This is a genomic window from Bradyrhizobium sp. (assembly GCF_019244115.1).
In the GTDB taxonomy this organism is placed as follows: domain Bacteria; phylum Pseudomonadota; class Alphaproteobacteria; order Rhizobiales; family Xanthobacteraceae; genus Bradyrhizobium.
The window spans coordinates 1-2,421 of record NZ_JAFATE010000133.1 but is presented as its reverse complement, the minus strand read 5'-3'; the positions used below and the strand labels follow the sequence as shown (position 1 = coordinate 2,421).

Here is a 2,421-nt window from a genome sequence, read left to right as displayed (position 1 = left end):
TTTGGCGACGACGAGCGGACCTGCAAGGCGCTATGTCCCGCGGCCGAGGCCAATCTCTATTCCTATCGCAATCCCGGCGAGGACATGAACTCGGCTGTCTCGACATCGGGCCAGCCCTACACCGCGCTTGCCAACGCGTTCAAGTTCAGGACCGAATTCAATCCGAGCTGTTCGTGCAAGGCAGCCGGCCAGACCTGGTCGGACGCGCTGAAGTCGATCGACGACAAGGCCGCCGCCGAGCAGCAGGGCGACATCATCGTCACCGAAGAAAGCGCCAAGCGGATGCAGCAACGGCCGCTGGCAAAACCTGCCTCGACCAGGAAGGGCGCGGCGACCGCCGCCGCGCCGTCGCCTGCGTCCGATCCCGCCGCGGCATCGGCGCCACCGGCCGAGGCGACCGCCACGACTTCCGACAACAAGCAGATCCGCACGGTCGGTCCGACCTTCATTCCGGCACGTTGAGCCGACTCATCTCCGTCATGGATTGAGCTGCGGGATGTCCTTGACCGGCCTCGGACCCGGCAGCGACTGCAGGAAGGCGTGGATGTCGGCGGCGTCCTTGTCAGAGAGCACCTCGGCCGAGAATGACGGCATGTCGTTCGGCGCCTCGCGCAGGAACGCGATGAACGATTCCACCGGCAGCGCCGTCTTCGCCAGCGCGGGCGTCTGATAGTTGAATTGGCCGCCCTGGCCGGCGCGGCCGTGGCACTCGAAACACCCGTCGGCGAGATAGACCCGCTTGCCGTTGACCGGATCGCCCGATGGCGCGTCGTCGGCGCGCGCCGCGACCATAGCGAGGGCCGTCGCGATGACAACAATTCCCAGCGAGCGCGAAAGCTGTCTGGCCATCCGCACCTCCCTCACCGCTGATCCATCACGACATCGAGCAGCGCCGGCTGGCCGCTCTTGACCATGGTGATCGCCCGCTGCAGTGCGGGCGCAAGGTCGTTCGGATCGTTGATCGGCCCTTCGCCATAGACGCCAAAGCCCTTAGCGATCGTGGCGTAGTCGATGAAGGGGTCTTTCAATGTGGTGCCGATATCGGCCGTCGTGATGCCCCGGCCGTGACGCGCCGCCATCGCCTGCAGATACATGTATTCCTGGTGATAGGCGCGGTTGTTATGTACGATATAGAGCAAGGGGATCTTGTGGTGCGCGGCGGTCCACAGCGTGCCCGGCACGAACATGAAGTCGCCGTCGCCGCCGATCGCGACCGTCAGCCGGCCCTTGTCCTTGTTGGCCAGCGCCGCCCCGAGCGAGGCCGGCAATGTGTACCCCACCCCACCGCCGCCGGAAGCGCCATTCCAGCGATGCGGCTGGTCGAAATTCCACAGCCGGTGCGGCCAGGAGAGGCGGATCGAGGTGCCGACCAGCGACCAGTCCTCGTCCTTGATCTGGCTGTAGAGCTCGGCGCAGAGCCGCGCCGTGGTGATCGGGCTCGCATCCCAGCCGATCGTGGCATCGGATTTTGCCTGCTCGATGGTTGCGAGCTTCGCCGCAGCAAGCTTCTTCCCCCGCGCGTCGAACGCGGCTTTGCGGCTCTCGTCGACCAGGCGCTTCACCTGCTCGGTGAGGCTCGGCAGGCTCGCCTCCGCGTCGCCCGCGATATCGAGATCGACCTCCTGATAGCGGCCGAAATCCTGATAGTTGGCCTTCAAATAGAGCCCGCGCGTGCCCAAGGTGACGATCTTGGCGCCCTTCTTGTAGCGGGGCTGCGCGCTGCGCACGATGCGATCGTGGAAATCGCTCAGGGTGCCCCAGAGATCGTTGACCTCCAGCGCCAGGATCACGTCCGCCTCCCCCAGGATGGAGCGGCGGAACGACTGGTTGAGCGGATGGCGCGAGGGGAAATTCATGCGCCCAAAGTTGTCGATCACGGCGCATTGCAGCGTCTCGGCAAGGTCCACCAGGCGCGGCATGCCGGCCGGCGTGCGCGCCATCCGGTCGCAGATGATGACGGGATTTTCGGCCGCCACCAGCATTTTGGCGAGTTCGCCGAGCGCTCCGTCGTCGCCCTGCGGCGGCATTGCCTTGACCAGTTTTGGGATCCGCAAGGCGTCCCGATTTTCGATCGGATTCTCCTGCAGCTCGGCGTCGAGCGACAGCATGACAGGCGCCATCGGCGGGGTGGTCGCGATCTTGTAGGCGCGCACCGCCGATTCCGCGAAATGCTGCAGCGAGACCGGCTGGTCGTCCCATTTGACGAAATCCCGCGTCAGGGCCGCCGGATCGACTGCGGAATGCGGCCACTCGGCGCCGGGTCCGCGCTTGTTGGCCTCGATGATGTTGCCGCCCATCACGATGACCGGCACGCGGTCGCACCAGGCGTTGTACATCGCCATGGTGGCGTGCTGCAGGCCGACCACGCCGTGGCAGATCATCGCCATCGGCTTGTTCTCGATCTTGGCGTAGCCCTGCGCC

General features: G+C 65.7%; 3 protein-coding genes. 1 reads left to right on the top strand and 2 read right to left on the bottom strand.

The features are described from left to right. Positions 1 to 462, top strand: a 462-nt coding sequence (locus tag JOZ76_RS06210; RefSeq protein WP_291697750.1) for a DUF2865 domain-containing protein, incomplete at its 5' end; no start/stop codon positions are given. A 15-nt stretch (positions 463 to 477) separates the two neighbouring features. Here JOZ76_RS06210 and JOZ76_RS06205 read toward each other — a convergent pair. Both JOZ76_RS06205 and JOZ76_RS06200 read right to left on the bottom strand, forming a co-directional pair. Next, positions 478 to 849, bottom strand: a complete 372-nt coding sequence (locus JOZ76_RS06205) for a c-type cytochrome (protein ID WP_291697749.1) — start codon at positions 847 to 849, stop codon at positions 478 to 480. Positions 850 to 860: 11 nt separating this feature from the next. Further along, positions 861 to 2,421, bottom strand: a 1,561-nt coding sequence (locus JOZ76_RS06200; protein ID WP_291697748.1) for a thiamine pyrophosphate-binding protein, incomplete at its 5' end; no start/stop codon positions are given.